Consider the following 25,373-nt stretch of genomic DNA (forward strand, 5'->3'; position numbering starts at 1 on the left):
GTCTCGAGCCGACCTGCTCAAGCCATACCGCCGTTGACGGACAGGACCTGCCCTGTCACATAGGCCGCGGCATCGGAGACGAGGTAGGCCACCATCGCGGCCACCTCTTGCGGCGTGCCGCTCCTGCCGGCGGGCACGAGCTGCTTGATGCGCTCGGGCGGGAACGCGGTTTCGGTCATCGGCGACGCGATGATGCCGGGCGCCACGGCGTTCACGGTGATATGCCGCGACGCGAGTTCGAGGGCGAGCGATTTCGTGGCGCCGATCAGCCCTGCCTTCGCCGCGGCATAGTTCGTTTGCCCGCGATTGCCGACGAGCCCCGTCACCGAGGCGATATTGACGATGCGGCCCCAGCGGGTGCGGATCATCGGCATCAATAGCGGTTGCGTCACGTTGAAAAAGCCGTTCAGCGTGACGTCGATGACACTGCGCCACTGCTGTTGCGTCATGCCCGGCATGGGCGCATCGTCGTAGATGCCCGCGTTGTTGACGACGATCTGCACCGGGCCGCTTTCGAGCACGCGTTCGAGCGCGGCGAGCGATTCGGAGGCGTTCGTCACATCGAAGCCGATCGCATGCGCGTTGCCGCCCGAAGCCGCAATCCCCGCAACGACGGCCTCGGCGGCCGCTATGTTGCGGTGCCCATGGACCCAGACTTCATGGCCCGCGGCGGCGAGCGCCTCGCTGATCGCGTGGCCCAGCGCGCCGCTGCCGCCCGTCACCAATGCCTTCATCGTGAGCGCACCAGGTCAACGCACACGATGCTCGGCCACGTAGGCAGCCAAGGCACCGAGTGTCGAGAAGATCTTCGTGTTGTCGGGATGGTCCGACCTGAGCCCGAAGCCGTATTTTTTCGAGATAAGAAGGGCGATCTCGAGAATGTCGATGGAATCGAGCCCAAAGCCTTCACCGTACAAAACCGTGTCGCCGGATACGTCGGTGATCTTGATATCCTCGAGGTTCAATTCGCGGATGATCAATCCGGCGAGCTCTTGTTCCAATTCATTCATGATGCTTACGGCGAGCTGACAACAAGGATGCAGCCTGAAACGGCGGGCGCGCGGCGCGCTATGCGAGCGGGCACGGCGTCGTTGGTCCGCTCCGGCTAATGTGGGGGCCCATCCGGGCCGATTAAGGGGTCCCTTCAGGTTCGAGCGATTCTAGACGAAGCGTTTCCTGCCGTATACCCGAATGGTTACTGAATGAAGCAGCCGAACAACGGACCGCTTCCCGGGCGAGGCCCCGTCGCGCACGGCGCCTCTTCGTTTGGAGCGCTAACGTGCGCTAAAATCCGGCGCTGCCCGCCGGTGATCGACTTGCAAAAAAGTTACAAAACGCAGCACCGGCGCCCACTGAACTCCGTATGATCGATCGCACAAAGCGACAGACTCAAACTCGCGGGCGGTTGCCGTCGGCGGGTCTTATTCGGGATGGCACTGATTTTTTTTCGCCGGGTTTCATTCGCGCGTAACACGAGGTACTGCAGCACGGGGAGCGTCGAATGAGCCGTTTGCGATCCATCGTTCGCGGCACAGCCGGTGCCGCACTCATCGTCGGCTATGAGATCGGCGCGCATCGCGCCGTCAGCACGCCCGGCCTGGAGCCGCTCGGCCTGGCGCTCGTGCTCGCGCCGGCGCTCGTTCTCGCCCTCGGCTACGCGGCACGTTCGCCGCGGCGCGCCGTGTTGCTGCCGCTCGTGGCCATGGCCGCCGCGGGGCTGTGGCTCGCGCGGGGCACGCTCGTGCGCCATTACGAGTGGGGGCTTTTCCTCGAACACGTGCTGTTCAACGGCGCGCTCGGGTACCTGTTCGGCCGCACGCTCATGCAAGGGCGCGTGCCGCTGTGCACTCAGTTCGCCGCCCTCGTGCGCGGCAACCCGCTTGCGCCGGAAATCGCCGCCTATACGCGGCGGGTCACAGCTGCCTGGACGCTCTTTTTCGCGCTCGTCGTCGCTGTCTCGACGCTGCTTTTCGCGACTGTCCCGATCGAAACCTGGTCGACCTTCGCCAACTACCTGACGCTGCCGCTGGCCGCGCTCATGTTCGTCGCGGAACACGCATGCCGCCGGTTCGCGCTGCCAGGTGTGCGCAGCTCGGGAATGGTCGCGAGCATTCGGGCTTATCGGCGCTCGACCGCGGGGCGGCCCGCCGCGCAGCGATGAATGCCCAGGGAAGGTCCGCCAGGCATCGCCTGCGCGCCGCCCGCTTACCGCTTACGCCTATTTGCTAGCCACTTTATGCCGAGTTTTCCGCTGGTCTCTCATGTATCGCTCGACCGGACCATCGCCTGGCGCGATGGGGCGAGCGTCACGGTACGTGAATTTCTCGTCGACGTCAGGACGCTTGCGGCTGTCCTGCCGACAGGCCAGCATGTGTTCAATGTCTGCAAGGATCGCTACCGTTTCACGGTCGGCCTCGCCGCCACGCTGCTTGCCGAAAAGGTGAGCCTGCTGCCCTCGACCTACACTCCACAAACGGTGCGGCAACTGCAAGCGTTCGCCCCCGACGCGTTCTGTCTTCACGACATGGACGACTGCACGATCGAGCTGCCGCGTTTTCGCTACCCTGCCGCGCCGCGCGCATCGCTGGCGGCGTACGACGATATCGCCGTACCGCAGATCGATGGCGCGCGCATCATGGCGTACGTATTTACTTCAGGATCCACCGGCGCGCCGGTGCCGCATCGCAAGACGTGGGGATTCCTCGTCAAGAACGTGCGCGCCGCCGCAGCGCGGCTCGGCCTCGTCGAAGCGGCCGGCACGACGCTCGTCGGCACCGTGCCGCCGCAGCACATGTACGGGTTCGAATCCACGGTGCTGCTCGCATTGATTGGCGGGCTCGCGTTCAGCAACGGCCAGCCGTTCTATCCCGACGATATCCGCGGCGAACTCGCAGCGGTACCCACGCCGCGCGCGCTCGTCACATCGCCGATCCACCTTCGCGCGCTGCTCGCGTCCGAGCCCGCGTTGCCAGGTGCCGCGCTGATTCTCTCGGCCACGGCACCGCTTTCGGAAAAACTGGCGAGACAAGCCGAAGCGCGCCTTGGCGCACCGCTGATGGAGATTTACGGCAGCACGGAGACGGGCCAGATCGCGACGCGCCGCACCGCGCAGAGCGCCGCCTGGGAGCTTTTCCCCGAAGTCACGTTGACGGCGCGCGACGCGGCGACCGGCAGCGACGAGGGTCCCGAAATATGGGCGGCCGGAGGCCATGTCGAGGTGCCCGTGCAGATGGGCGATGCGCTGGAGCTCATCGATGCAACCCACTTCCTGTTGCACGGCCGCAAGGGCGATTTGATCAACATCGCCGGCAAGCGCTCCTCGATCGCCTACCTCAATCATCAGTTGATGGCGATTCCCGGTGTCGACGACGGTACCTTCTTCATGCCCGACGAAACCGCGACCGACGCATTGGACGCCGACCCGCAAGGCGGTCCGCCTGTCACGCGACTGATGGCGCTCGTTGTGGCACCGACGCTCTCGGCTGCCGAGCTGCAACGCAAGCTGCGCGAGCGAATCGACGCTGCATTCATGCCGCGTCCGCTGCTATTCGTCGACAGTTTGCCGCGCAACGGCACGGGCAAGCTCCCACGCGATACGCTCGCGCCGTTCGTGGCTGCGCTGCTGCAGCGCAGCGCAGCGCCCGCGAGCGAGGCAAACGCGCCGCCGCCGAGCACCCGAAGTGCGGCTCACAGCCAGCACGAACCGATCGTCTTCGAGATTCCGGCCGATCACCCCGCGTTGCCGGGTCATTTTCCGGGCCGGCCCATCGTACCGGGTGTCGTACTGCTCGACCATGCGATCGCGCGGATCGGCGCGGCCCTCGGGTGCGAGTTGAACGCATGCACGATCGGCTCGGCGAAATTCACCGCGCCAGCTTCGCCCGGTGAACCGCTCGCGCTCTCGTTCAGCTGCGACGAACGCGGCGCGATCCACTTCACCATCCGCACCGGCGAGCGCACGGCGGCGGCCGGTGTGCTGACGCGGCGACAATCGGCATGAGTACGAAAGCGAACCGCGATCATTCGACGTGGGCCGAACGCCAGGAGCGCGGAAACTTCGCGGTGCTGCGCATCATGACTTGGCTCTCGCTGCACTTCGGCAGACCGTTGACGCGCATCGTCCTGCACGGCATCACGTTCTACTTCCTGCTGGCCGCGCCGCTCGCACGCCGCGCCTCGCGCGCTTACCTCGCGCGCGTGCTGGGACGCCCCGCGCGCTGGCGCGAGATCTACCGGCATCTGCTCGTCTTCGCGACGACGATCCATGACCGCATCTATCTGCTCAACGAGCGGTTCGATCTGTTCGATATTCGCGTCGAAGGCGGCGCACTCGTCGACGAAGCGCTTGCCGCAGGGCGCGGCGCATTTCTCGTCGGAGCACATTTCGGCAGCTTCGAGGCGCTGCGCGCGATCGGCCGCACGCGGCCGAATCTGCGCGTCGCGATCATGATGTACGAGGAGAACGCCCGTAACATCAACGCGGTGCTCGCGACCGTCAATCCCGCCGTGAAGCAGGACGTCATCAGCCTCGGCCGGCCCGAAGCGATGCTCGAAGCCGTCGAATATCTCGATAGCGGCGCGATGATCGGCATGCTCGCCGATCGAACGCTGCGGCAAGAAGACGGCAGCGCACTGCAGCAGTGCGCGTTTCTCGACGGCCGCGTCGGATTTCCGCTGAGCCCGTTGCGCATGGCCGCAATGCTCAAGCGTCCGGTCATTTTCATGGCAGGCGTTTATCGCGGCGGCAATCGCTACGACATCCACTTCGAACCGCTCGTCGATTTCTCGGACGCCGGGGCCGGCGATCGCGCGGCGCGCGTGCAAGCCGCCGTCGAGCGGTATGTCGGACTGCTCGAGCAGCACTGCCGCCGCGCCCCCTACAACTGGTTCAACTTCTTCGATTTCTGGCAGGACGGCGAGCCCACGTTGCCGTGCACATCGCAATCGGCGAGCGAGGTGGACGCATGAGAAGATCGTCTCCGTTCACCGCTTTGTGCGCGAACACGCGCGCGGCGTGGGCCGTCGCCGTAGTGGCCGCCGCCACGTGCTGCCTGAGCGCCGAGCCGCTTGCCAGCGCCGCGGTAACGCCTGCGGCTGCCGGCACTGCACAATGGACGCTCGACCGGCTCATGTCGACCCTCGCACACAACAAGTCCGGTCGCGCAAGCTTCACCGAAACGAAATATCTCGCCATCGCGGACAAGCCCATCGAATCGACGGGCGAGCTGGCCTTCGTCGCGCCCGATCACCTCGAGAAAGTGACGGTGAGTCCGAAGCCCGAGCGGCTCGTCGTCGATGGCGACAAACTGACGGTCGAGCGCAATCAGCGTAAGTACACGGTCTCGCTCGCGCACTACCCCGATCTCGCGGCGTTCATCGAAAGCATCCGCGCGACGCTGGCCGGCAATCGTTATGTGCTCGAACAGCTCTACAAGGTCGCCATCGCGGGCCGCGGGGACGATTGGACGTTGACGCTGACGCCGCTCGATTCGCGGATGCTGAAGACGGTGCAGACGATCAAGCTCGACGGAACGCGCGATGTACTGCGTACCGTCGTGATCGAACAAGCCGATGGCGATCATTCGGTGATGCAGCTTCGCAGCGCGTCGAGACAGTGATGCGAGACCCCATGGCGCACCGATCCGATTCCGGTTCTCCTCGCCGCGCGCTACTGCGCCGGCGTCCGGTGCAGCTCTGGTTGCTGTTTCTGATCGGGTGCGCGATCGCGATTCAACGCGCCCACTTTACAGCGGACCTTTCCGCATTCCTGCCGCGCGCGCCGAGCGCACAGCAGCGTTTGCTCGTCGACCAATTGCGCGAGGGTGTCATCTCGCGGCTCATCATCGTCGCAATCGTTGGCGGCGATGCGGCCACGCGCGCCGAACTCTCGCACGGCATCGCGGCGACACTGCGCCGCGATCTGCGCTTCGTTTCAGTGAACAACGGGGAGCCCGTCACGCAGGCGCTCGACGAGCGCTTCGTTTTCGAGCATCGCTATCTACTAAGCCCCGCAGTCACGCCGCAGCGGTTCTCTGCCGAGGGCCTGCACAGTGCGCTTGGCGAGAGCCTCGATTTGCTGAGTTCATCGGCGGGGCTCATGTCGAAAGCACTGCTGCCGCGCGACCCGACTGGCGAGGTGACGGCCATCGTCGGCCAGTTCGACGGCGAGGCGCAGCCGGCCTCCGCCGATGGCGTATGGGCCTCGCGCGACGGCAAACGCGCGTTGCTCGTCGTGCAGACGGCCGGCGCCGGCTCGGACACCGACGCGCAGGAAAGTGCGATCGCCGCCGTGCGGGCGGCATTCGACGCAGCCGCGCATGGCAAGCCAACCGCATCGTCGTGCCGGTTGCTGCTCACGGGGCCCGGCGTGTTCTCGGTCGAAACGCGCGATACGATCAAACACGATGTCGAGAAGCTGTCCATCATCAGCCTCGCGCTGATCGTCGGGCTTCTGTTGCTCGTCTATCGTTCCCCGCTCACGCTGGCGCTTGGGCTCGTTCCCGTTGCGTCAGGCGTGGCTGCCGGCCTCGCGGCAGTGAGCCTTGCGTTCGGCACCGTGCACGGTCTCACGCTCGGATTCGGTACGACGCTGATCGGCGAAGCCGTCGATTATTCGATCTATCTGTTCATTCAATCGGCGCGGCATGACAAGTCAGAGGCCAGTGGCGATGCGATGCGCGCATGGATCGCCCGTTATTGGCCGACGATCCGGCTCGGCATGTTGACGTCGGTCTGCGGCTTCGCGTCGATGCTGTTCTCAGGCTTCCCGGGGCTCGTGCAACTGGGCCTGTACTCGATGGTCGGCCTCGCGGCCGCCGCCGCGGTGACGCGTTATGTGCTGCCTCATCTGGGCACTCGCGCACCGGCCGTTCGCGATCTCTCGCGTCTCGGCACCTTGCTGGCTCGGGCGGCGGATGCGGCTGGCCGCCTGCGCTGGCCGTTTGCGGCGCTGATGATCGGCGCAGTGGCCGCCCTCGCGCTGCATCGCGGCCAGTTGTGGAGTCACGAGCTGTCGTCGCTGAGCCCCGTCCCCGCGTCGAGCCAGGCGCTCGATGCGGCGTTGCGGGCCGATGTCGGGGCGCCCGATGTCCGCTATCTGGTCGTCGTCTCGGGCGCGAGCGAGCAGGCCGCGCTCGAAGGCGCCGAAAAAATTGCCATGCGGTTGCAGCCGCTGGTCGACTCGGGCACGCTGGCCGGCTTCGATAGCCCGGCCCGCTATCTGCCGAGCGACGCGACTCAACGCGCGCGGCTCGCGAGCCTTCCGCCCGCGGACGTGCTCGAAGCGCGCATGCGCTCGGCGGTGGCCAACCAGACTATCGGCGTGAAGCCCGACGTGTTCGCCCCGTTCGTCGCCGATGTAGAGAAAGCGCGCAACGCTCCGCTTTTGCGTCGCGAAGATCTGCGAGGAACGTCGATGGGACTGGCCGTGGACGCACTGTTGACCGAGCGCGACGGCCAATGGCAAGCGATGCTGTCGTTACGGGCGCCCGCGAAGCCGGGGGCTGCAGCGCCGCCCGCGAACGAGACGAGTCTCGACGCGCATGCGATCGAAACGGCCGTCGCCGGTGCCGGCGTAACGGGCGCGCTTTTCGTCGACCTCAAAAAAGAAGCCGACGACCTCTACGTAAATTACGTGTACGAGGACATTCGCTTGTCGCTTGCCGGATTCGCGGCGATCGTCGTGTTGCTGTTCGTCGCATTGCGCGACCCGCGGCGCGTCGTCAGTACGCTCGTGCCGTTGATCGCGGCCGTGCTCGTCGTGACGGCCGCGTTCGCGCTGTTCCACGAGCCGCTCACGATCCTGCATTTGATCGGGCTGCTGCTGATCGTCGCGATCGGCTCGAACTATGCGCTGTTTTTCAATCGACGAAACGACGCATCGAGTGCCGATTCGACCGGGACGTCCCCCGCCGCACGGACCGTTGCACCGCTGACGCTCGCCTCGCTGCTGATCGCCAACCTGGCGACTGTCGCAGGATTCGGATTGCTGGCGCTCTCGCATGTGCCGATGCTCGAATCGTTCGGGCTGACTGTCGGCCCGGGCGCGATTCTGGCGCTGCTGTTTTCGGCGATTCTGGCGCCGCGCGCACCGCACACGGCATTGTCGCGGGCAACGACCGATGAGCCGGGCCAAAGGAAGACGGCATGAACGAGCCAACGCCACTGCCGCTCGTCCGCCCGTCCGCCGGCTCGCAGGCCGGCAGCCCGCGACGCTGGCGCCCCACCCCGCTCGTCGGCGGCACGATTGCGTTGCACGCAGGCGCCGTCACGGCACTGGCCGTGCAACCGGCGTGCTGGCCCTACGCGGCCGGCGCAGTCGCGCTTTCTCATACCTTGCTGACGGCCGCAGGACTGTGGCCGCGCAGCGCATGGCTTGGACCGAACTGGACTGCATTGCCCGAATCCGCTCGCGATCGGCATCAGATCGCGATCACGATAGACGACGGCCCCGATCCCGAGGTCACGCCGCGTGTGCTCGAGTTGCTCGATCGCTATGAAGCGCATGCGACGTTCTTCTGCATCGGCGAAGCCGCGCGCCGCCATCCTGCGCTCGTCGAAGCGATCGCGACTCACGGACACGCCATCGAGAACCACAGCCAGCATCATCGGCATTATTTTTCGCTGCTTGGGCCACGAGGACTGCAACGCGAGATCGATGCCGCCCAACGCACGCTGACGGAGTTGAGCGGTACGGTGCCGCTGTTCTTTCGCGCGCCTGCCGGACTGCGCAACCCGTTTCTCGAGCCCGTGCTGTGCCGGCTCGGTCTGCAGCTCGCGAGTTGGACGCGGCGCGGATTCGATACGCGGACCTCCGATGCCGGCCTCGTCGCAAAGCGGCTGCTGCGCGGCCTCTCGGCGCGCGACATCCTGCTGCTGCATGACGGCCACGCCGCGCGCGACGCGCAAGGCCGGCCGGTCGTGCTCGATGCACTCGAGACAGTATTGCGTGCGGCGCGCGACGCTCGACTGCAATGCACGACGCTGCGCGCCGCCATGACAGAGGTACCCGAGACCAACGCAACGGTAACGGTCGCCAAGACGACCGCTCATCATCGATACGAAGCACATCGGCATCCGGATTGATTCCTGTGAAACCACTGCAACTCACCCACTTCACCGCGACGAGCTGCATCGGCAGAGGCCTCGACGCCACCTTGCAAGCGTTACGCGAGTCCCGCGGCGGCCTCGCGCCCTGCCGCTTCGAGCGTGCCGAACTCGAGACATGGATCGGCACCGTCGACGGCGTCGACGACACACCGGTACGCGCCGATCTCAGCGCGTTCGATTGCCGCAATCATCGGCTCGCGCAACTCGGTTTGACGCAGGACGGTTTCGCCGAAGCCGTCGAATCCGCCGCGGCGCGCTACGAGGCCGCGCGCGTCGGCGTATTTCTCGGCACGAGCACCTCGGGCATTCTTCAGACCGAGCTGGCCTATCGACGACGCGACCCGCAAAGCGGCGCGCTGCCGGCCGACTTCCACTACGCCGAAACGCACAACACGTACTCGCTCGCCGCTTTCGTGCGCGCGTACTTCGGCCTCGCCGGGCCGGCAGCGGTCATTTCGTCGGCATGTTCATCGGGCGCAAAGGCTTTTGCTTCGGCGCGCCGCATGATCGAGGCCGGGTTGATCGACGCGGCCGTTGTCGGCGGCGTCGATTCGCTGTGCCTGACCACGCTTTACGGCTTCAACTCGCTCGAACTGCTTTCTTCCGAACCCTGCAAGCCATTCGATATGACGCGCAAGGGCATTTCGATAGGAGAGGCGGCGGCATTCTTCCTGCTGGAGCGGCCGCGCAACGGCCACCGTGCGGGGATGGGTGCGGGGACGAACGATGACGCGATCCTGTTGCTCGGCATCGGTGAATCGAGCGATGCGCATCATATGTCGTCGCCACATCCGGAAGGGCTCGGTGCGCGGCGCGCGATCGAAGGCGCGCTTGCGACGGCCGGCTTGAGCCCAGCCGATATCGACTACATCAATCTGCACGGTACCGCGACCCCGAGCAACGATGTGGCCGAATCGCTCGCGCTCAACGCGCTATTCGACGGAACGCCTGCGAGCTCCACCAAAGGTGCGACCGGGCATACGCTCGGCGCGGCCGGCGCGCTGGAGGCCGTTGTTTCGGCGCTCGCGTTGCGCCATCAGTTCGTGCCGGCCGGGGTCGGCACGACGCAGCCCGATCCGGTCTTGCAACTGGACTATGTCCTTGCAAGCCGTGACGCGCGAGTGCGTACCGTCCTCAGTAACTCGTTCGGTTTTGGCGGCACCAATTGCAGCCTGATTCTTGGCCGTCGCGACAGTGTGCGCGGAGGAAGCGAAACATCATGAGCAAGACGAGCGCATATATCGAGGGGCTCGGGCTCATCGGCCCGGGCTTCGCCAATTGGCCGCAAGCCGTTCCAGTACTGAGTGGCGCGCAGGCGTACGTCCACGCGCCGGCCGCCATTCCCGCACCCGCCGCGCTGCCATCGGCCGAGCGACGCCGCACGAGCCAACCGGTCCGATTGGCGCTCGCCATCGGCTTCGAAGCGGCGCAAGCGAGCGGGCGCGACGCCGCCGCACTGAGCACCGTCTTCACGGCATCGGGTGGCGATGGCGAGAACTGCCACGCAATCTGCGAAACGCTCGCAGGCGACGAACGGGAGATTTCGCCGACCCGGTTTCATAACTCGGTTCATAACGCGCCCGCGGGGTATTGGAGCATCGCGGCCCATGCGATGAGCTCCTCGAACGTGTTGTGTGCGTACGATGGGAGCTTCTGCGCGGGGTTGCTCGAGAGCCTTTGCGCGGTCAGCGTGGATGCGCAGGAAACGCTCCTGATCGCGTTCGATACCGAATATCCCGATCCGCTGCGCGGTGTGCGCCCTACGGCGGATGCATTTGGCGTCGCGCTGGTGCTGACGCCGCGCGAAAGCGAGCGCACCGTGGCCCGTATCGATGTGGAGTTGACCGATGCGCCGGCTACGACGCTCGCGTCGCCGGCACTCGAAGCGGTGCGTCTCGGCAATCCTGCGGCGCGTGCGTTGCCGTTACTCGAAGCGCTGGCGGCGAAGCAGGCCCGGACCGTCGTGCTCGATTATTTGGACGATTTGCGTCTGCGGGTCCATGTCGTGCCCGTCGATGCCCGTAAAGAACCCTGACGCAATGACTGCTGACGATCGACTCTCACTGCCACTCGATCATGCGTGGATCGCCGCGCATATTCCCCATAGTGGCGCGATGTGCCTGCTCGATGAAGTCGTGCAATGGGATGAAGAAACCATCCGTTGTACGGCAACGAGTCATCGTGATCTAGGTAACCCGCTGCGCATGAATGAGCGTCTTGCCGCCGTTTGCGCGATCGAATATGCCGCGCAAGCGATGGCAGTACACGGCGCGGTTCTCGGCGCAGCCTCGGAGCGCCCGCGCGCGGGGTTTCTCGCGAGCGTGCGCAACGTGCAAACGCATGTCGAGCGGCTCGACACACTGGAGGCGCCGCTTGTCGTCGAAGCCACGAGAATCAGTGGCGATGTCAACAATATCCTCTATCGGTTCGTTGTTAGCTGTGATGACCGAACGATAGTCGAAGGGCGGGCCGCGGTGATTCTCGATGCCTCGGCTGTCGGTGCGATCTCGTCGCAAGATGCGAGTTGAAAGGATGGCCGGTTTTCGGCACTCCCATGAATTTTATGACGATGAACCAAGGAGCAATCATATGAGAACAACAGTCCGTCGTTTGCTGCTTGTCGCCTTGATTCCGGCGATATTAAGCACTGCCGCTTATGCGGATGTGAAGGAAACGGCGCATGAAGCGAAAGAGAACGTGAAAGCCGCCGGCAAGAAATTCGGCGAGGATGCGCGCGAGGCTGCACATGGCGCGGCCAGTACCGCCAAGGCAGCCGGCCACGCCATCGCGAGCGGCGCGCGCAGCGGGTACTACGCGACCAAACATGCTGTCCGGAAGGCGGTCGGTAAGGATAAGGCGACGTCGGACGAAGAGACGAGCAAGTAGCCGAAGCCTGGGCGGTGGGTGGCGTTCGATGAGCTTCGGCGACGGATCGCAGCGTTGCAGGGTTCTTAGATTCTGTTTTGCAGCCCCAACGCCGCTCAACCGCCTCCCAAAACTGGCAGTACGGCAGCGGCGAATTTCCATGCCAATATCGCGAGCCCAGCCCTAATGAACCGGACAACGGACTTGTTGCCGGCGCAGTTGGGTTTCTGCCTCGATCGAGAAAATGCCGCATGTGTAGAATGTTTGGGCTATTCGGAAGCAATAAGCGCGAAAAGGTCATCGAGATCATCGAATACCTGAACGCCGGAGGACCAGACGAGCAAAACGTTCGATTTCTGCGCACCGGCTTGCTCGGGCATACTCGTGTGCCCGTCAACGGCCTGCTAAATGGCAGTCAACCCTATACTCTCGACGGCCGGCACTGCATATTCGTCGGAGAGATCTACAACCACAGGGCGTTATCGTCCACATACGGAATCGCCCGAGACGTAGATGATGCCGATGGTTGCGTCATCTTGCCGTTGTTCGATCGCCTCGGCCCTCGCTTCGTCGAGAAGCTCGAGGGAATGTTCGCCATTGCCATCGTCGACACGCGGCAAAACGACAAGCTACGTCGGCGATCTGGCAGCCATACCCAGCCGCCTTCGCGCCCGCTTGATCGAGCCGGAGGCGCTCGACATGCAATACGCCATGCGATTGGAGGACTTCATTCGCAACCTGCCTGGATGCGGCTGGTTCCGCAAGATTCTCCACTTTGAAGCGAAGCATCGGCTGCCGTATTACATACTCCATCGAGTGGACGCGCTGAGCATGGCCCATTCGGTCGAGGCACGCGTTCCATTTTGCCTGCCTTCGGTCTATCGACACGCGTTGGTTTGCGAAAACGAGCAACTGGTTGACCGGCAGGCGCGCAAGCGGCCGATCTATGATTGCGCGCGAGGCATTTTGCCGGAAGCGATCATGACGCGGCACAAGCAGCCGTTTTTGCTGCCGATTGCTGGGATGTTGCGGCCGGGCTTTGCGATATTCGATTACCTCATGGACACGTTGGGCTCGTCTTGCCGAACGTTCGACTTCATCAACAAGGACGTGCTGCTCGGATGCATCGAGGAAAACGTGAATCGGCCGACTACGGCTCTCGGCAATTCGATTTGGGCTTGGCTGATCTTCGAGTTGTGGGCCAATGAGCACGACGTCGCGTTCCGTTAAGCCTGGAACTGCCATCTCTATCCTGTTGTGCCCGGTCAGCCTCGCGGGCATGGGAATGTTCGTCAAATCGACGAAGGGCGTGCCCGAATCGGCCTTGTTGCTCGCGCGCTTCGGCGTGCCCGCATTGATTTACTGGGGCCTGCTTTCCCTAAAGCGCTATCCGTTCACGAGTATTCGCCCGCATAAGCATCTGCTACGCGCGGCGCTCGGATTCTTATCGGTGTGTTGCCTGTTCGCCGCAATCGCTCGCGTCCCCCTATCGACAGCGCTATGCCTGTCGTACACTTTGCCGTTCTTTGCGTATGCAATCTCTTTGATTTCCGGGCGGGAACGCCTCGACGCCAGAGGCGTGTTCGTCATCGGAGCACTAGCGGGCGTCGCGTGCATGACCAACCCGAATGCGCATGCCGACGTCACCGGCATGGCTTTTGCGCTCGCATCGGCGCTCTTCGGCGCAATCGCGCTCTATGAAATCAAACGCGTCGCGCGATCCGAGGATTCGGACGCTGTACTCGTCATGTATTTCACGATTTCCACGATCGGCCTGACGATCTATATGCTGTTCTTCGATAAAGCCGCCATGCAGACGGTAAGCCCGGTGCCTTGGGGGAAGCTCGCCCTTATCGGCATTTGCGGCTTGCTCTATCAAGTCGGACTCGTCACTTCGCTGAAGGAAGTGTCGGTGTCGCTCGTCTCGATGTTCCTGCTGTTCTCGGTCGCCATCAGCTTCGTTGGGGACCTGCTCTTGTTCAAATCGGCCTTCACCTTCGCCGGTACGATCGGTCTCGCCATTCTTGCCGCCAGCATTCTCTGCTTCCAGTACTGCGAAAGTGCGGCGCGAAAACGGCGAGAACCCGCTTAGTCGATGTCGTCTTGCGGCGCCGCCGCCTCGCCAGGCCCCACCGCGCGCGACGCAAGGTCGGTCGCCGGATCGAGCGGCCGCCCTGCTGCGACACGTTCGCTGTATCGGTCGACGAGGTAATCGGACCGCCCGCGCAGCAGCAACGTGAACTTCACGAGTTCCTCCATCACGTCGACGAGGCGGTCGTAGTAGGGGGACGGCTTCATGCGCCCTTGCTCGTCGAACTCCTCGAACGCTTTGGCGACCGAGCTCTGATTCGGGATGGTGAACATGCGCATCCATCGGCCGAGCTGGCGCAATTGATTGACCGTGTTGAACGATTGGGAGCCGCCGCTCACTTGCATGACGGCGAGCGTTCGGCCCTGCGTGGGGCGGATGCCTCCCATGAAGAGCGGTAACTGGTCGATCTGCGTCTTCATGACGCCGGAAATCGTGCCGTGACGTTCAGGACTGCACCAGACCTGTCCTTCGGACCAGATCGAAAGGTCGCGCAATTCCTTGACCTTCGGGTGGTCGTTGCCTTCGACCGCATCGGGGTAAGGCAGCCCGCGCGGATCGAATATGCGCGTCTCGGCACCGAAATGTTGCAGCAGGCGAGCGGCTTCCTCTACGAGCAAGCGTGAATAGGAGCGCTGGCGCAACGAGCCGTAGAGCAGCAGGATGCGTACCGGTGGGGCGTCCGGCATGCCCAGGCGCGCCGCTATTGCGGTGTCGAGGAATTCGGGATTGGCGGCTGGGAGGAGAGGATCCATTACGTCGAGATGAAGGCAAGTGTCTGGGAGGCGATTAGCTTACGGCAACGGCTCGCATTTGCACTGGCAGAGGTGTTTGAAGGAGATCTGCTTGATCGCCACGCGCTTCGTGCGTGGCCGGCCGTCACCGATGATAACGGCTTCGGTTCCGCGCGCGACAAAGTCCCTCGTGTCGCGAAGAAACAGGCCGCGACCCTCTGCCGCCTTTCGTCAAGTCGCGGATTCAGCCCACATGCGGTCTGCGGCTCGGTCTCGGCCCGCGAGTTCGGTCATAAGTCCGGCATGGGCTTGATTTCGACCAGCCGCTGGATGCGGTGCTGAGCGAGATACGCGGCGAGTTCGAGATCGGTGGGAATGGGTTCGTCCGCATATTTCTGTGAATGCCTGATACCCGCATGGAGCGACGCCAGTTCTGACCAAGGACGCGCGGAAGGCCCCGATCCGTCGGTGGTGCGCTGAAGTGTTTCGTCATGCATCGCAAATGGCACTGGAACCGGATCGGTCGTGATGTTGACGTCGTACTCGGCCGCACGATAGCCATACCGAACCGTCTCGCGGGCCCCCGCCAGTGTGTTTTCTGGCGCGATCCTGAACTCTCGCGGGTCGGTTTTCCCGCTGAACCGATGTGCAACCAGTTCTGGGCAGTGCCATGGGGGCAAGTCGTAAGCGTCTTGGGCTCTGCCGTCGGAGCCTGTTCCTGCTTTTTTGTCCCAACGTAGGCAGGCGTCAGGAGCTATCTCATGAATCATGTCGGTAACGACGCTGTCGATCCCCCAGGAAAACAACTGCCTCATTCTGTCCAAGTCATTCACCGTGTAGCACATGATACGGAATCCACCTTCATGCGCCGTCTTGATGATCTCAGGCGAAATATCGGTGTGGTCCAGATCTATCGCGACGCACTCAAGGCTGTGCAAACGATCGATCCAGTTGCGAGGCAATCTCCCGGTTTCGACGTTCAGCACGCGCTGCAACTCCGGGGCCGCTTCACGCGCGCCTCTCAGAGCGGGTTCCGAGAATGACAGCATCAGTGGTGGGACGGCCTCTGATCGAGATGTCTCGAGCGTTTGAAGGGCTACGGCAACGCCTGTGACATATTCGATCCCCCCATTCTCGTTGGCATGACGCAAGGCCGCTTGATGTCGCCCCAGCAAGGTTAGAGGACGGCCCGCACCGCCGGTTTCGGCATCATCCGGCTTAGCGGGGGCTCCGCCAATGGGTCCAGTCCGTGCTCGCTTCGGCAGTCCATCGAGTCGCGGAGAGTTCCCCGGCGGCACACCGCCGGCTGCTGGCACGGCGGTTGGGGAAGCGTCATTCACGGCCGATGCTTGCGGAATATCAATATCGCGCGGCGCCCGCGAACTGCCAGACGTTCTTTCCATGATGCAGTAGCCCTTCAAATAGCTCGAGCGCACGGCTCGTTGCAGCATTAGGTAGTCAGGAAAACATAGTGCACGCTCAATTCTAAGAGCGCTGATCGCTGAAAGCCGACGGCTTTCGCGACGCACGCGATGGCCAAACGACGTTTTTGTCGCGATGAGCGTGGTTGGTCGAACGCAGCCCAGCGTGGCCGCCATGCATGGCGTCGTCGACGCATCGCACGATGCCTTTCATTGCATTTCGCCCAGTGATACCGCATTTGACGTATTTATCGCGGACCTGCTGTTCCCGTACCTTTCCAAATACGCGAAACGCGTCTCAGATCAGCCCCGTCGATCCGAGTTCATTCCAGAGTTGCAGTGACGTTCATTCATTCCTGAGGCGGCCGCCCGGTCGTGGCAGCTTCCCCTTGCCGGAACGCATCACGCTGATACACCGGCCGCGCAGCCTAAACGCATCACATACATCACTCGCAAGTCCCCACATTGCTTTGAGAGGAGCAACGAACATGACTTACATCACCATCGCAGCGTTCAACATCGAGAAAAACGGGCAGTCGTCGGATCCCTTCAAGCAGCAAAAGGTTTCCGAGTTCGTCGACTATTGCTGTAAGCGAGGAACGGATTTGATCTTTCTCTGTGAGGTGCACTCGGCGCGGATCCAAGACTACGTCGCCTTTCTGAAGAGTGTGTATTCCGAGCACTACCATTGCGAATCGCTCGACGGTGGACATAGCAATGCCTATGTCGTCATGCACAAGAAGTCCGTCGGCTTCAGCCTATCCTACGACCAGTTGAACCACCTGAATCGCAACTTCTTGTTGTGTACGATCGAGAACAAGCTCGGCGTCGGATTTGCTCATTTCAAATCCGGTCAGACGGGCCTGACAAAAAATCAAATCGAGAATGCCGCCGAATTTGTGAACGGTATGCTCGGCGACACATGGGCCATCGCCGGCGATATGAACTGGGATATGGCCAACTTCAACAAGCTCAAGCTGCCGGCCGGGTCCCACTGCGCGAGCTGCTGGCCCGATATGACGCAGGCCAGCGGCGGCATCTTGGATTGGTGCCTTGCAGGCAAGGGCGTCAAACTCGCGGCAGCGAACGGTTACACAGAGTTCCATAAGGACTTCCAGACGATGGATGGTCCCGATCACCGGCCGGTGTTGTTTCAGCTCGAGTTTTGATTGGGGGCTGGATGCGGGAGAGGCCGTCGGCGCCAAGCTCGCACGGCTGCATCAGCGGGCGCCTTCGCACTTTCGCGATTGCGCCCGACGTGACCGATTTCGGCGACGTTCTTGGCGTTCTGCGTGGTGCGCGGCTTACTGCTTTGCCGTCCATGCAATCGCTTCATGCCGCACGACAAGCTAAATCTTCGCATTGCGCAGTCGCAGCGCATTCGAAATGACAGACGCTGAACTCAGGCTCATCGCAAGCGCTGCAATCATCGGCGAGAGCAGCAATCCGGTGAACGGGTAAAGCACGCCGGCCGCCAGCGGAACGCCGAGTGCGTTGTACACGAACGCGAAGCCAAGGTTTTGCTTCATGTTGGCGACCGTTGCCTCGGACAGCTCTCGCGCACGCGCAATACCGCGCAGGTCGCCTTTGACGAGCGTCACCTGAGCGCTGCTCATTGCCACATCGGTGCCGGTCCCCATGGCCACGCCGACATCCGCTTTGGCAAGCGCGGGGGCGTCGTTGATGCCATCGCCAGCCATCGCTACGACATGCCGGGCTTGCTGAAGCCGCGTCACCAAGTCGAGCTTGTCGGCAGGCTTCACCTCTCCATGGAATTCGTCGATGCCGAGCTTCTCCGCCACGGCCTTGGCCGTCACCACGCCATCTCCGGTCGCCATCACGACTCGAATACCCTTCGCCCTCAACGTCGAAAGCGCTTCCGGTGTCGTCGCTTTTATTGGGTCGGCGACGGCCAGCAGTCCAGCCAAGCTGCCGTCGACCGCCAAATACATGACACTCGCGCCTTGTGCGCGCATGCCGTCTGCCTCCTTGGCCAGCGATTCGACGGATACGGCGTCTGTCTGCATCAGCGCAGTGTTGCCGAGCGCCAGCTTCCTGCCGGCGACCCATCCTCTCACGCCGATACCGGTCGCGGATTCGAAGTCCTCGGCGCGGTCCAGAACCAGGTTCTTGCCGCGTGCAGCGGCGACGATGGCAGCGGCAAGCGGATGCTCGCTACCTTGGTCGAGGCTGGCCGCCAGCCGAAGCACTTCATCGGCCGTGTATCCATGGGTTCCGACAGCCCGCTCGAAGGCTGGACGACCCTCAGTCAGCGTTCCCGTCTTGTCGACAATGAGCATATCGACCTTGCGCAGATTCTCGATCGCGGCTGCATCTCGAAAGAGAATCCCGGTTGTGGCGCCTTTGCCGCTTGCGACCATGATGGACATCGGCGTCGCAAGGCCCAGCGCACACGGACACGCGATGATGAGCACCGCCACCGCATTGATTAGACCGAACACCCAGCTAGGCTGGGGTCCAAAGATGCCCCAAACAAAGAAAGTGAGAAGCGCGACGCTGACGACCCCGACGACGAACACGCCCGCTACCTTGTCGGCCATACGTTGCATGGGCGCCCGAGACCGTTGCGCCTGCGCGACCATCTGGACGATTTGCGACAGCACGGTCTCGGAGCCAACCTTTTCGGAGCGGATGACGAGACCGCCCGTCGCGTTCATCGTCGCGCCAATAACAGGGTCGCCAACGCGCTTCGTGACGGGAATGGGCTCGCCAGTAATCATGGACTCATCAAGCGAACTCGAGCCATCGGTCACCACCCCGTCCACGGGGACTTTTTCGCCCGGCCGCACGCGAAGGATATCTCCCACATGCACATGGGACAACGGAATGTCTTCCTCGGAGCCGTCGGGGTTGATTCGCCGAGCAGTCTTGGGTGCGAGCCCGAGTAGCGCCTTGATGGCTGCGGATGTTTGCGAGCGGGCCTTCAGTTCGAGCAATTGCCCGACAAGCGTCAGCGAAATGATGACCGCGGCCGCTTCAAAATACACGCTGACTCGGCCGTGCGCGCTGTACGTTTCAGGAAACACGTTGGGCAAGAGGGTGGCGATGACGCTGTAGATATAAGCCGCGCCTGTCCCTAGCCCGATGAGCGTCCACATGTTGGGGCTGCGGTTAATGAATGAGCGCATGCACCGTTCGAAAAACGGCAAGCCTGCCCACAGGACGACTGGCGTAGAGACGATGAACTCGACCCAGTTTTCGGTGCCGGCGTTCATCAGTCCGAGGCGATGGCCAAACATTGCCAGCACGAAAACTACGACGGTCAGTGGCAACGTCCACCAGAATCGGCGTCGGAAATCGACCAGTTCCGGATTCTCGCCTTCGTCGACGCTGGGCAGAATCGGTTCCAGCGCCATGCCGCACTTCGGACATTGCCCGGGATGGTCCTGGCGAATTTCCGGGTGCATCGGGCACGTATAGACGGTGCCCTCACGCACTTCGTGTGGCGGCTGATGGCCCTGATGGCGATGAGCATGCGCGTCGTGTCCGTGCATTCGGCAATGGTCGTGCTTGTCCGCCTCAGGTGCATCATGCCCGCCCGATGACGCGTGCCCGGAACTCGGTTGACGATAAAGCTCGTCTTTTCCATGTTGATCGCTCATCTTGACGCTCCTTTTGCATTCACCGCCAGCACCATCCGGACACCGCGCGTTCTCGCTCGAACGGAGCCGGTTACATCGTGCCGGGCAGCGGACTCGAGACGAGTACCGCGGCCACCATCAAGACGCCGGCGAGCACGATGGACTCGATGTGAAGTACGAGACCGAAACGACGAAGCAGGCCTATGGGCTGGGCTGCGGATGGGCTCTCGAGTGCTGTCATGAGCTTTGGCATTTCGAAGAAACGATTGTGTCCGCCAAGCACCGCAGCCATCAGTACGAGGACCAGCTTGAGAAGCAGCACCTGCCCATACGTCGATTCAAGCAGATTGTTCGGTGTATTGACACCCCTCCACCCGTTGTACGCGCCCGTGCTGAACAAGACAATCAATGCGTACGTCGCGGCGTCGGAGAGAGACTGCACGAACGATGCACTGGTCTGGCGTTCGCTTCCCGGTGCATCGAGCAGGCGCGGCATGACGACGTAAGTCGTGACGAGCACGAGTCCAACCCACGCGCTGATGGCCAGCAGATGCAGCCAGTCGATCCATACCGGTAGGCTGAAGAGACCCGCATCAACCGGATGTCCGCCGTTGCTGCGTGCAAGCGCGGTACCGGCCAAGGCGACCCAGATCGCAATCGGGAAGCGAGTCTCGCTCCCGGGACGCAAGAACGACAGGACAACGATGCATAGCGTGAAAGCGGCGCCAACCAGCCACGCGTGTCCAAAACCGGTTCCTACGAGCATCGACCATACGGCCGGCCCGGCATCGAGCAATGTTGTATCGCCCATCAGCGCACAATGCGCCCAGAATGACAGTGCGGTTGCGAGCAGCGAGACTATCGACGCAACGCGCAGTGTTACGAGCAGCCTTCGTCCGACATCGTCTTGCCAAGTCGACGCACCGCGTGCAAGCCACTGGTTGCTGAGCAATGCGCCGACGACAACGGCGAAGCCAACGTTCTGGATAGCGACAGCAACCAGCCGCAAGAGGCCGAGGAACCCGTCGTTCATTCACTTCACCTTGAAGGTAAACGTGCCCTTGGTTTTGTGCGCATCGGCGGTCATCACTGCCCACTGGACCGTGTAGGTACCCGAGGCCAGCTTCGGTACCGCGACAGTCATGGCGCGTGGATTCGATGCATCGATCTTGGCCTTGTCGTTCGTGACGGCCGTCCCGTTGGCGTCGGATACTTTCACCGAGCTGAAGGCCGGCTCGAGGTCTTCGTTGAAGGTAAGGCGCAATGTATCCGGCGCTACGTCTACGGTGCTGCCCAACGCAGGAGCCGCGCTTTCCAGCTTTCCGTGCGCCAACGCTGCAACGGGAAGGAGCGCGACTATGCTAGCCGCCACCATGCAGGCCAGACGCTTGAGAGTATGTGTCTTCATGTTATTGCTCGTCTCGAATGGTCACGGCGGGCACGCGTGGGCAGCGCGCCCCACCAGAAGTCGTTACTGCTTCTCCAGCTTCACCACGGTGAGCGCGCCATTGATTTCCTCTGCCACGAAATCGATCTTGTCGCCGACCTTGACCTGCGACATCATGGCCGGATCCTTGACCTTGAAGGTCATCGTCATGGCTTCCATTCCGAGGTTCTCCAGCGGACCGTGCTTGATGGTCAGCTTGCCGTTGGCTGTGTCGACCTTCTTGATTTCGCCGTGCGACATGCTGTTCTTCGCGTCGGCGCTTTGCTTTGCTCCGCCGCTCATGTCCATGTTGCCCGTATCGCCAGCCGCGTACGACGCAGCGGAAAACGCCAGGGTAAGGCTCATTGCAATCGAAAAAAGTGCTTTGTTCATCCCGTTTTCTCCAGAGTTGAAGTGATGAAATCGACGGCCGGGTCGGGCTCGGCCTCGTTGCGTTATTCAGCTGTCCGACAGCTCGCCTGTATATTCGTAGGCCACGGTTCCCTTGGGGTGCTTGAACCAGCCTGGGTCGCGATAATCGTTTCGCCCGAGTCCCTCGCGAACCTTGACGACCGTGAACATGCCGCCCATTTCCAGCGGACCGAACGGGCCGGTACCGGTCATCATCGGTAGCGTGTTGTCAGGCAACGGCATCTCCATTCCGCCCATTGCACCACCCGTGCTGCCCATCGCCATGTAGTCCGGCACCAGCTTGTTGATGCGCTTCGCCAGGTCCTTCTGAGGCACTCCAATCAGATTGGGAACCTGATGACCCATTGCGTTCATCGTGTGGTGCGACTTGTGGCAATGGAATGCCCAATCGCCAGCACGGTTCGCCGCAAACTCGATGGCGCGCATCTGGCCCACTGCCACGTCGACCGTCACTTCCGGCCAGCGGGCACCGGGCGGAATCCACCCGCCATCCGTGCCGGCTACCTCGAAGCTGTAGCCATGCAGATGGATGGGATGATTCGTCATCGTCAGATTGCCGAACCGGATGCGTACGCGGTCGCCCGCCCGAACGGGCAATGGATCGATGCCGGGAAATACGCGTGAATTGAACGTCCACATGTTGAAGTCCGTCATTTCATTGACGCGCGGCGTATAGCTGCCGGGGTCGATGTCGTAGGCGGCCAGCAAGAATACGAAGTCGCGATCGACCGGCATCACAGTGCGGTCTTTCGGATGAACGATGAACATTCCCATCATCCCCATCGCCATCTGTGTCATCTCGTCGGCGTGTGGGTGATACATGAACGTGCCATGCTTTTCGAGCTGAAACTCGTAGACGAACGTCTTGCCAGGCGGGATCTGCGGTTGCGTGAGGCCGCCGACGCCATCCATGCCGCACGGCAGCAACATGCCGTGCCAGTGAACCGTCGTATGCTCGGGCAGCTTGTTCGTTACGAAGATGCGGACCTTGTCACCTTCCACCGCTTCGATGGTCGGACCGGGCGATTGCCCGTTGTAGCCCCATAGATTCGCCTTCATGCCGGGGGCCATTTCGCGCACGACAGGCTCCGCCGTCAGATGGAACTCCTTCCACCCGTTTTTCATCCGCCAGGGCAGCGTCCAGCCGTTGAGCGTCGAGACTGGCGTGTACGGGCGGCCGTTGGGTGGCACGAGCGGCGGTTGCGACGTGGCGTTTGCCATCGTCGGCGCTTCGGGCAGTGACGCAGCGCCCGCCTTGCTTACCATGGCAGCACCCAAGAGCGCGGCCCCCGACCCACTGAGGAATTTTCGCCGTGACACCATGTCATTTACCTTCCGAATGTGTTGCTGGCGACGGTTGCGCCCCATGAGCTGAAGTGGATTTCGTTGCAGGTTGTGCATCGGCTGCAGGTGCGCCAGCTGCGTTTGCGCTTACGCTTGGCGCGTCGGCCGCGGGCGGCAGACGGCCGCCGACTGCTTGTCGGAGATCGGTCTCGGCCAGCCAGTAGTCCTTTAACGCATCGATGTAGCTATTGACCGCGTTGACTTGCTCGCGCGAATCCGCGAGCAACTCGAACACGCTGGCCAACATGCCGTTGTAACGAAGCAGGAGCTCGTCGGAGATGGTCTTGCGAAGCGGCACGACCTCGTCTCGGTAATGCTTCGCAACGTCGTAGCTTGTTATGTAAGCCGAGTACGATTCGCGTACCTCGGAGCGGGCGTCGATGGCCGTCTGAGCAAGCTGGTTAGCCGAGCGCATATAGGTGGCCTCCGCACGTGCGACCTTGGCGCTGCCAAAGTCGAAAATGGGAATTTCCACGCTGATTTCATAGCCGTGCTCATGCCCCTTGTCGGTTTCGTAGTTGTTCAGATAGCCGACATCGAGCGCGTTGATGAAACGCGTGGCTTTGCTCAGCCCCAACGATGAAGCAACGCCCTGGGTCCGCAGTTTTGCTGCCTGAATATCCAGGCGGTTGTGCATCGCATAGCGCTCCAGGTCCTTCAGGTCAGGACGCTCCTTCGGCAGGTCAGGCAGGCGGTCCGGAAGCTGATATCGGGTATCAGTGCCCCACAGGCCCATCGACCGTGTGAGTTTTTCGCGGGCGGCGACGGCCAGTTGCCGGGTCTTGGCGAACCGTGCAACCGAGTCCGCATAGAACGCCTGTTCGCGCGCGTAATCGAGCTTGCTGAAGTTACCCGCCTGGCGCATGCGCAGCGCCAACTCTGCGCCGGCATCGGCCGAATCTTTCACCTGCTCCGCATACTTCGCGGACAGCTCGGCGGCAACCGCGTCGATGTACGCGCGTTGCGCGTCGGCGGCCACCTTGAGCATCGCATCGGCGGTTTCGAGCTTGGTCTGCTCGAAGCGTCGGCCCTCGATACGTGTGGCGAACGGCAAGGTCAGGATGCTGAGAACGTTGGCCGAAAACGTGCGGCCGATGCTCAGGTCGCCGTTCCCCGCGCGGGTCCGGCTGAACGTGAACCCTGGGTTCGGTAGCCGACCGGCCTGTACCAGGTCCGCTTCGGACAATCCCAACTCGGCGTAGGAAGCCTGCAGACCCTGGTTGTTCAGCAGCGCAACCTGTACTGCGTCGTCCATGCTCAGCGGTTTCGCCAGCAGGTCTTGCGTTCGCTTCGCGACCGATTCGCGGTCCGTGTCGGTCTTGACGATAACGGCGTCCTTGCCGAGCCGCTCCGAAGCCGTGGACGAGATGGCATTGAATCCACCGTCCTTCGAAAACGTCGTACAGCCGGCGAGGAAGACCATTACGGCGAGCGCCGCGCCAATTCGCGTGGAAACAAGTCGTTGCGTCATTTGGCGGGCCCCCCGTGCGTCGGGCGGTGCGCATTGGCGTTGTCGACCGGCTTGCCCGGCATCGCGCCATGCTTCATGCCAGTCATGGTCGACTTATCCAGAACGTCACGATTGAGCTGCTGCCACGCGGGGCCATCGCCTTCCCGGTAGGCGCGGTAACCGTCGAATGCGGACGGTACCGTGACGGCCGGCACCGGAACCGCTGCATCCGTCGGGTCAGGAATTGTTGTCGTCGCGTACACGAGCGCCGGCAATGTCGCCGCCGCGCCGAGTAGCGCCGCAGAAATCAGTCGCATAGATTTTTCTCGTCATGAGTCATCCGGCGGTCCGTGTGTGACCGCCAGTACGGCGTGGGTCGCGGTCATCGACCGCTAGCAGGAACTAGACGAGAGGGAAGCGAGGAGGCCGTTCGATACCGTCGGTCAGAAACGACACGACACCGACGGACTGCGGGAAGGGCGCCGCTATACGTGTAGCGTTCAGGGAAACGGAAACGACAGGAACGGCAGGTATTCCGGTACCGAAGCAGCAAGATGCGCAAGCCGAACACGAATGCGCGTGATGGGCGTTGTCGCGGTGCTGATGGCGATGGTCGTCACCGGCAACCGTCATGTCGTGCGCGCCAGGCTGGTACGCTGACGTCGCCTCTTCGACGTGTTTGGACGCCGCTTCGGCTTGCGCAGTGACGCATTTCATCGAGACGGCCGCAAACGACTGAAGCGGAAGGCTCAGTGTCAGCAATATAACGATGAAGAGTTTGCGCCAGTACGACATAGAGCGGAGTCTAGCACGCGACAATCAAAGATTAAGGTCGAGAACGTGTCTACGAGATGACGAAATTTTCACACGAGCCGTCCATCTGTCGTCAACAACTGGTTTTT

General features: G+C 62.6%; 26 protein-coding genes. 14 read left to right on the top strand and 12 right to left on the bottom strand.

Annotated features, from left to right (window positions below; all coding sequences use genetic code 11):
• Window positions 1-17 precede the first annotated feature (17 nt).
• Both fabG and GWC77_RS04950 read right to left on the bottom strand, forming a co-directional pair.
• Window positions 18-734 (bottom strand): 3-oxoacyl-ACP reductase FabG, encoded by a 717-nt coding sequence (fabG, locus tag GWC77_RS04945; protein WP_173255759.1) that lies wholly within the window; start codon window positions 732-734, stop codon window positions 18-20.
• A gap of 15 nt (window positions 735-749) precedes the next feature.
• On the bottom strand, window positions 750-1,010 hold the full coding sequence (locus GWC77_RS04950; RefSeq protein WP_173255760.1) for a phosphopantetheine-binding protein: 261 nt from the start codon (window positions 1,008-1,010) through the stop codon (window positions 750-752).
• A 491-nt stretch (window positions 1,011-1,501) separates the two neighbouring features.
• On the opposite strand from GWC77_RS04950, the gene GWC77_RS04955 reads away from it, so the two are divergent.
• From GWC77_RS04955 to GWC77_RS05015, 13 genes are all read left to right on the top strand, one after another.
• Window positions 1,502-2,161: a hypothetical protein gene (locus GWC77_RS04955; protein WP_173255761.1), complete on the top strand. Its 660-nt coding sequence runs from the start codon at window positions 1,502-1,504 to the stop codon at window positions 2,159-2,161.
• Between the two features lie 75 nt (window positions 2,162-2,236).
• On the top strand, window positions 2,237-4,000 hold the full coding sequence (locus GWC77_RS04960) for an AMP-binding protein (RefSeq protein WP_173255762.1): 1,764 nt from the start codon (window positions 2,237-2,239) through the stop codon (window positions 3,998-4,000).
• Complete coding sequence (locus GWC77_RS04965; protein WP_173255763.1) at window positions 3,997-4,968, top strand: acyl-CoA synthetase; 972 nt, start codon at window positions 3,997-3,999, stop codon at window positions 4,966-4,968. The genes GWC77_RS04960 and GWC77_RS04965 overlap by 4 nt, the downstream gene beginning before the upstream one ends.
• The gene (locus GWC77_RS04970) at window positions 4,965-5,618 is read left to right on the top strand and encodes an outer membrane lipoprotein carrier protein LolA (RefSeq protein ID WP_173255764.1); all 654 of its coding nucleotides are present in this window, start codon (window positions 4,965-4,967) and stop codon (window positions 5,616-5,618) included. Before GWC77_RS04965 ends, GWC77_RS04970 begins: the two co-directional genes overlap by 4 nt.
• An 11-nt stretch (window positions 5,619-5,629) precedes the next feature.
• Complete coding sequence (locus GWC77_RS04975) at window positions 5,630-8,149, top strand: MMPL family transporter (protein ID WP_173255765.1); 2,520 nt, start codon at window positions 5,630-5,632, stop codon at window positions 8,147-8,149.
• Window positions 8,146-9,084, top strand: coding sequence for a polysaccharide deacetylase family protein (locus GWC77_RS04980; protein WP_173255766.1), 939 nt, complete (start codon window positions 8,146-8,148; stop codon window positions 9,082-9,084). The genes GWC77_RS04975 and GWC77_RS04980 overlap by 4 nt, the downstream gene beginning before the upstream one ends.
• A gap of 5 nt (window positions 9,085-9,089) precedes the next feature.
• Entirely contained in the window at window positions 9,090-10,331 is a 1,242-nt protein-coding gene (locus GWC77_RS04985; RefSeq protein ID WP_173255767.1) for a beta-ketoacyl-[acyl-carrier-protein] synthase family protein, read from the top strand.
• On the top strand, window positions 10,328-11,143 hold the full coding sequence (locus GWC77_RS04990) for a beta-ketoacyl synthase chain length factor (RefSeq protein WP_173255768.1): 816 nt from the start codon (window positions 10,328-10,330) through the stop codon (window positions 11,141-11,143). Before GWC77_RS04985 ends, GWC77_RS04990 begins: the two co-directional genes overlap by 4 nt.
• 4 nt (window positions 11,144-11,147) lie before the next feature.
• Window positions 11,148-11,636 (top strand): hotdog family protein, encoded by a 489-nt coding sequence (locus tag GWC77_RS04995; RefSeq protein ID WP_173255769.1) that lies wholly within the window; start codon window positions 11,148-11,150, stop codon window positions 11,634-11,636.
• Window positions 11,637-11,697: 61 nt separating this feature from the next.
• A complete protein-coding gene (locus GWC77_RS05000) occupies window positions 11,698-11,994 on the top strand; it encodes a hypothetical protein (RefSeq protein WP_173255770.1) in 297 nt (98 codons plus the stop codon).
• A 239-nt stretch (window positions 11,995-12,233) separates the two neighbouring features.
• Window positions 12,234-12,752 carry a hypothetical protein gene (locus GWC77_RS05005; RefSeq protein ID WP_173255771.1) on the top strand — a complete coding sequence of 173 codons (519 nt, stop codon included), beginning with the start codon at window positions 12,234-12,236 and terminating at the stop codon, window positions 12,750-12,752.
• Entirely contained in the window at window positions 12,685-13,203 is a 519-nt protein-coding gene (locus GWC77_RS05010; protein WP_254366823.1) for an asparagine synthase-related protein, read from the top strand. The genes GWC77_RS05005 and GWC77_RS05010 overlap by 68 nt, the downstream gene beginning before the upstream one ends.
• On the top strand, window positions 13,178-14,065 hold the full coding sequence (locus tag GWC77_RS05015; RefSeq protein ID WP_173255773.1) for a DMT family transporter: 888 nt from the start codon (window positions 13,178-13,180) through the stop codon (window positions 14,063-14,065). The genes GWC77_RS05010 and GWC77_RS05015 overlap by 26 nt, the downstream gene beginning before the upstream one ends.
• On the opposite strand, the gene arsH is transcribed toward GWC77_RS05015, so the two are convergent.
• Window positions 14,062-14,817, bottom strand: a complete 756-nt coding sequence (gene arsH / locus GWC77_RS05020; protein WP_173255774.1) for an arsenical resistance protein ArsH — start codon at window positions 14,815-14,817, stop codon at window positions 14,062-14,064. The genes GWC77_RS05015 and arsH overlap by 4 nt on opposite strands.
• A 269-nt stretch (window positions 14,818-15,086) precedes the next feature.
• Window positions 15,087-16,394 carry a glycerophosphodiester phosphodiesterase family protein gene (locus GWC77_RS05025; protein ID WP_173255775.1) on the bottom strand — a complete coding sequence of 436 codons (1,308 nt, stop codon included), beginning with the start codon at window positions 16,392-16,394 and terminating at the stop codon, window positions 15,087-15,089.
• Between the two features lie 311 nt (window positions 16,395-16,705).
• Here GWC77_RS05025 and GWC77_RS05030 point away from each other — a divergent pair, with 311 nt between their 5' ends.
• Window positions 16,706-17,386 (top strand): hypothetical protein, encoded by a 681-nt coding sequence (locus tag GWC77_RS05030; protein WP_173255776.1) that lies wholly within the window; start codon window positions 16,706-16,708, stop codon window positions 17,384-17,386.
• Window positions 17,387-17,566: 180 nt separating this feature from the next.
• On the opposite strand, the gene GWC77_RS05035 is transcribed toward GWC77_RS05030, so the two are convergent.
• From GWC77_RS05035 to GWC77_RS29500, 8 genes are all read right to left on the bottom strand, one after another.
• Window positions 17,567-19,840, bottom strand: coding sequence for a copper-translocating P-type ATPase (locus tag GWC77_RS05035; protein ID WP_302181325.1), 2,274 nt, complete (start codon window positions 19,838-19,840; stop codon window positions 17,567-17,569).
• Window positions 19,841-19,910: 70 nt separating this feature from the next.
• Window positions 19,911-20,852: a copper resistance D family protein gene (locus tag GWC77_RS05040; protein WP_173255777.1), complete on the bottom strand. Its 942-nt coding sequence runs from the start codon at window positions 20,850-20,852 to the stop codon at window positions 19,911-19,913.
• On the bottom strand, window positions 20,853-21,227 hold the full coding sequence (gene copC / locus GWC77_RS05045; RefSeq protein WP_173255778.1) for a copper homeostasis periplasmic binding protein CopC: 375 nt from the start codon (window positions 21,225-21,227) through the stop codon (window positions 20,853-20,855). It lies immediately after the preceding gene.
• Window positions 21,228-21,290: 63 nt separating this feature from the next.
• Window positions 21,291-21,638, bottom strand: a complete 348-nt coding sequence (locus GWC77_RS05050) for a copper-binding protein (RefSeq protein WP_173255779.1) — start codon at window positions 21,636-21,638, stop codon at window positions 21,291-21,293.
• Between the two features lie 66 nt (window positions 21,639-21,704).
• Window positions 21,705-23,000 carry a multicopper oxidase family protein gene (locus tag GWC77_RS05055; protein ID WP_173255780.1) on the bottom strand — a complete coding sequence of 432 codons (1,296 nt, stop codon included), beginning with the start codon at window positions 22,998-23,000 and terminating at the stop codon, window positions 21,705-21,707.
• A 1-nt stretch (window position 23,001) separates the two neighbouring features.
• The gene (locus tag GWC77_RS05060; protein WP_173255781.1) at window positions 23,002-24,492 is read right to left on the bottom strand and encodes a TolC family protein; all 1,491 of its coding nucleotides are present in this window, start codon (window positions 24,490-24,492) and stop codon (window positions 23,002-23,004) included.
• Complete coding sequence (locus GWC77_RS05065; RefSeq protein WP_173255782.1) at window positions 24,489-24,788, bottom strand: hypothetical protein; 300 nt, start codon at window positions 24,786-24,788, stop codon at window positions 24,489-24,491. Before GWC77_RS05065 ends, GWC77_RS05060 begins: the two co-directional genes overlap by 4 nt.
• 85 nt (window positions 24,789-24,873) lie before the next feature.
• Window positions 24,874-25,266, bottom strand: a complete 393-nt coding sequence (locus GWC77_RS29500; RefSeq protein ID WP_254366813.1) for a hypothetical protein — start codon at window positions 25,264-25,266, stop codon at window positions 24,874-24,876.
• Between the last annotated feature and the right edge of the window lie 107 nt (window positions 25,267-25,373).

It is taken from the genome of Paraburkholderia sp. NMBU_R16, assembly GCF_013282575.1.
Taxonomy (GTDB): domain Bacteria; phylum Pseudomonadota; class Gammaproteobacteria; order Burkholderiales; family Burkholderiaceae; genus Trinickia.

Bases quoted from the DNA above. Each gene is read 5' to 3' on its own strand.
- fabG (WP_173255759.1), bottom strand. From the start codon at position 734: ATGAAGGCATTGGTGACGGGCGGCAGCGGCGCGCTGGGCCACGCGATC.
- GWC77_RS04950 (WP_173255760.1), bottom strand. From the start codon at position 1,010: ATGAATGAATTGGAACAAGAGCTCGCCGGATTGATCATCCGCGAATTG.
- GWC77_RS04955 (WP_173255761.1), top strand. From the start codon at position 1,502: ATGAGCCGTTTGCGATCCATCGTTCGCGGCACAGCCGGTGCCGCACTC.
- GWC77_RS04960 (WP_173255762.1), top strand. From the start codon at position 2,237: ATGCCGAGTTTTCCGCTGGTCTCTCATGTATCGCTCGACCGGACCATC.
- GWC77_RS04965 (WP_173255763.1), top strand. From the start codon at position 3,997: ATGAGTACGAAAGCGAACCGCGATCATTCGACGTGGGCCGAACGCCAG.
- GWC77_RS04970 (WP_173255764.1), top strand. From the start codon at position 4,965: ATGAGAAGATCGTCTCCGTTCACCGCTTTGTGCGCGAACACGCGCGCG.
- GWC77_RS04975 (WP_173255765.1), top strand. From the start codon at position 5,630: ATGGCGCACCGATCCGATTCCGGTTCTCCTCGCCGCGCGCTACTGCGC.
- GWC77_RS04980 (WP_173255766.1), top strand. From the start codon at position 8,146: ATGAACGAGCCAACGCCACTGCCGCTCGTCCGCCCGTCCGCCGGCTCG.
- GWC77_RS04990 (WP_173255768.1), top strand. From the start codon at position 10,328: ATGAGCAAGACGAGCGCATATATCGAGGGGCTCGGGCTCATCGGCCCG.
- GWC77_RS04995 (WP_173255769.1), top strand. From the start codon at position 11,148: ATGACTGCTGACGATCGACTCTCACTGCCACTCGATCATGCGTGGATC.
- GWC77_RS05000 (WP_173255770.1), top strand. From the start codon at position 11,698: ATGAGAACAACAGTCCGTCGTTTGCTGCTTGTCGCCTTGATTCCGGCG.
- GWC77_RS05005 (WP_173255771.1), top strand. From the start codon at position 12,234: ATGTTTGGGCTATTCGGAAGCAATAAGCGCGAAAAGGTCATCGAGATC.
- GWC77_RS05010 (WP_254366823.1), top strand. From the start codon at position 12,685: ATGCGATTGGAGGACTTCATTCGCAACCTGCCTGGATGCGGCTGGTTC.
- GWC77_RS05015 (WP_173255773.1), top strand. From the start codon at position 13,178: ATGAGCACGACGTCGCGTTCCGTTAAGCCTGGAACTGCCATCTCTATC.
- arsH (WP_173255774.1), bottom strand. From the start codon at position 14,817: ATGGATCCTCTCCTCCCAGCCGCCAATCCCGAATTCCTCGACACCGCA.
- GWC77_RS05025 (WP_173255775.1), bottom strand. From the start codon at position 16,394: ATGGCGGCCACGCTGGGCTGCGTTCGACCAACCACGCTCATCGCGACA.
- GWC77_RS05030 (WP_173255776.1), top strand. From the start codon at position 16,706: ATGACTTACATCACCATCGCAGCGTTCAACATCGAGAAAAACGGGCAG.
- GWC77_RS05035 (WP_302181325.1), bottom strand. From the start codon at position 19,840: ATGAGCGATCAACATGGAAAAGACGAGCTTTATCGTCAACCGAGTTCC.
- GWC77_RS05040 (WP_173255777.1), bottom strand. From the start codon at position 20,852: ATGAACGACGGGTTCCTCGGCCTCTTGCGGCTGGTTGCTGTCGCTATC.
- copC (WP_173255778.1), bottom strand. From the start codon at position 21,227: ATGAAGACACATACTCTCAAGCGTCTGGCCTGCATGGTGGCGGCTAGC.
- GWC77_RS05050 (WP_173255779.1), bottom strand. From the start codon at position 21,638: ATGAACAAAGCACTTTTTTCGATTGCAATGAGCCTTACCCTGGCGTTT.
- GWC77_RS05055 (WP_173255780.1), bottom strand. From the start codon at position 23,000: ATGGTGTCACGGCGAAAATTCCTCAGTGGGTCGGGGGCCGCGCTCTTG.
- GWC77_RS05060 (WP_173255781.1), bottom strand. From the start codon at position 24,492: ATGACGCAACGACTTGTTTCCACGCGAATTGGCGCGGCGCTCGCCGTA.
- GWC77_RS05065 (WP_173255782.1), bottom strand. From the start codon at position 24,788: ATGCGACTGATTTCTGCGGCGCTACTCGGCGCGGCGGCGACATTGCCG.
- GWC77_RS29500 (WP_254366813.1), bottom strand. From the start codon at position 25,266: ATGTCGTACTGGCGCAAACTCTTCATCGTTATATTGCTGACACTGAGC.